Source organism: Thermostichus sp. OS-CIW-33, from assembly GCF_054059615.1.
Genome location: NZ_JBSSCH010000039.1, coordinates 2501 through 5273, shown reverse-complemented (window position 1 = coordinate 5273; position 2773 = coordinate 2501). Strand labels below are relative to the sequence as shown.

The following is a 2773-nucleotide window of genomic DNA, read 5'->3' as shown; positions in this document are numbered from 1 at the left end:
AAAAATTTTGGGTTGGATATCTTGACGGGGTGGTGGGGGTGGGGATAGGGTAGTAAAGCGCCACAAGGCCACCCAGCCCCGGCGCCCCAGAACCTTGACAAGTAACTCGTTCAGTCAACCATCGCCAAGCAGCACAGCAGGCTCCCTGAGTCGGCTGGTGGCTGCATATTCAACCCTGTCAAGTTTCCATTTTTCCAGAGACAAGCTCTTGAATTGACACGGAGAGTTTGATCCTGGCTCAGGATGAACGCTGGCGGTATGCTTAACACATGCAAGTCGCACGGACACCTTCGGGTGTTAGTGGCGGACGGGTGAGTAACACGTAGGAATCTACCCTCAGGCGGGGGACAACAGCTGGAAACGGCTGCTAATACCCCATACAGGCGGAAGCTGAAAGGAGCAATCCACCTGAGGATGAGCCTGCGTCGGATTAGCTAGTTGGTGGGGTAATGGCCTACCAAGGCGACGATCCGTAGCGGGTCTGAGAGGATGGCCCGCCACACTGGGACTGAGACACGGCCCAGACTCCTACGGGAGGCAGCAGTGGGGAATTTTCCGCAATGGGCGCAAGCCTGACGGAGCAATACCGCGTGAGGGAGGAAGGCCCTTGGGTTGTAAACCTCTTTTCTGGGGGACGAAAGCTGACGGTACCCCAGGAATAAGCCTCGGCTAACTCCGTGCCAGCAGCCGCGGTAAGACGGAGGAGGCAAGCGTTATCCGGAATTATTGGGCGTAAAGGGTACGTAGGCGGCTGGTCAAGTCTGGGGTCAAAGGCCACAGCTCAACTGTGGGAAGGCCCTGGAAACTGACCGGCTAGAGTGAGGTAGGGGTTGCGGGAATTCCCGGTGTAGCGGTGAAATGCGTAGAGATCGGGAAGAACACCTGAGGCGGAAGCGCGCAACTGGGCCTCAACTGACGCTGAGGTACGAAAGCTAGGGGAGCGAATGGGATTAGATACCCCAGTAGTCCTAGCCGTAAACGATGGACACTAGACGTTGGCCGTATCGACCCGGTCAGTGTCGGAGCTAACGCGTTAAGTGTCCCGCCTGGGGAGTACGCACGCAAGTGTGAAACTCAAAGGAATTGACGGGGGCCCGCACAAGCGGTGGAGCATGTGGTTTAATTCGATGCAACGCGAAGAACCTTACCAGGGCTTGACATGCCGCGAACCCTGCGGAAACGTGGGGGTGCCTTCGGGAGCGCGGACACAGGTGGTGCATGGCTGTCGTCAGCTCGTGTCGTGAGATGTTGGGTTAAGTCCCGCAACGAGCGCAACCCTTGTTCCTAGTTGCCAGCATTGAGTTGGGCACTCTAGGGAGACTGCCGGTGACAAACCGGAGGAAGGTGAGGATGACGTCAAGTCAGCATGCCCCTTACGCCCTGGGCTACACACGTGCTACAATGGCGCGGACAAAGGGTCGCGAGCGCGCGAGCGTGAGCCAATCCCAAAAACCGCGTCTCAGTTCAGATCGCAGGCTGCAACTCGCCTGCGTGAAGGCGGAATCGCTAGTAATCGCAGATCAGCATGCTGCGGTGAATACGTTCCCGGGCCTTGTACACACCGCCCGTCACACCATGGGAGCTGGCCATGCCCGAAGTCGGAGCACCCGCCGAAGGCAGGGCTGGTGACTGGGGTGAAGTCGTAACAAGGTAGCCGTACCGGAAGGTGCGGCTGGATCACCTCCTTTTAGGGAGACCTACCTTGGGGCATCTGAGAGGAGTCAGGCCACCGAAGGTCATCCCAGGTCGGTCGGGGTTGAGGGGATGGTTGACTGGGGTTCTGGAGGGGAACCGAGGGGAGGGCTATTAGCTCAGGTGGTTAGAGCGCACCCCTGATAAGGGTGAGGTCCCTGGTTCGAGTCCAGGATGGCCCACTGTTTGTCCTGGAGAAGGGAGAGCTAGCAAGCTAGAGGCGAGCTGGCCAAGCTGAGGGCAAAGCCAGAGGGTGGGTGCAGTCTGGATTGGGGGTATAGCTCAGCTGGTAGAGCGCTGCCTTTGCACGGCAGAAGTCAGCGGTTCGAGTCCGCTTACCTCCACCACTTTGGTGAGGAGCGGGGAAGGGGTTCTCCAGTTGGATAGGTTGACGACCGGGCTAGGGGTTTGGGTCCGAGCACAAGCCTCCAGCCGGGTTGAGCCGGCCAGCACTTTGAAAACTGCATAGCAAGAGAGCAGCATGCTTCTGGGTTGAGCCCTCCGAGCCTTGGCTTGGGGGAAGCAGCAGCAACCTGGGGGCATGAGGCAGGTAGAACACCAATGTTACGTGAGGTGAAAAGGTCAAGTCAGTTAAGGGCGCACGGTGGATACCTAGGCACGCAGAGGCGAGGAAGGGCGTGTTACCGACGAAACGCTGCGGGGAGCTGGACAAAAGCGGTGATCCGCAGGTTCCCGAATGGGGCAACCCGGCAAGGCGCAAGCCTTGTCACCTTTGGCTGAATCCATAGGCCAAAGGGGCGAACGCGGCGAACTGAAACATCTTAGTAGCCGCAGGAAAAGAAAACAAAAGTGATTTCCTCAGTAGCGGCGAGCGAACGGGAAAGAGCCTAAACCGCTCAGCTACGGCTGGGCGGGGTTGTGGGACGGCCAAACGGCAGCCGGCGGGCTAGGGGAAGCAGCTGGAATGCTGCACCAGAGAAGGTGAAAGTCCTGTAGCCGAAAGCTCAAAGGCGCCGGCCGGATCCCGAGTAGCACGGGGCAGGGGAAATCCCGTGTGAATCGGCGAGAACCATCTCGTAAGGCTAAATACTCCTGCGTGACCGATAGTGAACCAGTACCG

At 58.6% G+C, this 2773-nt stretch carries 2 tRNA genes and 2 rRNA genes (1 of these 4 only partly in view); all 4 read left to right on the top strand.

The features are described 5' to 3' along the window. Positions 1-215: 215 nt before the first annotated feature. Positions 216-1688, top strand: a 16S ribosomal RNA gene (locus tag ACVWZG_RS13765). A 112-nt stretch (positions 1689-1800) separates the two neighbouring features. Then, a tRNA-Ile gene (locus tag ACVWZG_RS13760) sits at positions 1801-1874 on the top strand. Between the two features lie 89 nt (positions 1875-1963). Further along, positions 1964-2039, top strand: a tRNA-Ala gene (locus ACVWZG_RS13755). A gap of 233 nt (positions 2040-2272) precedes the next feature. Next, positions 2273-2773 (top strand): 23S ribosomal RNA (locus tag ACVWZG_RS13750); it runs 2308 nt beyond the window's last position. The 16S and 23S rRNA genes sit together here with 2 tRNA genes alongside, the layout of an rRNA operon.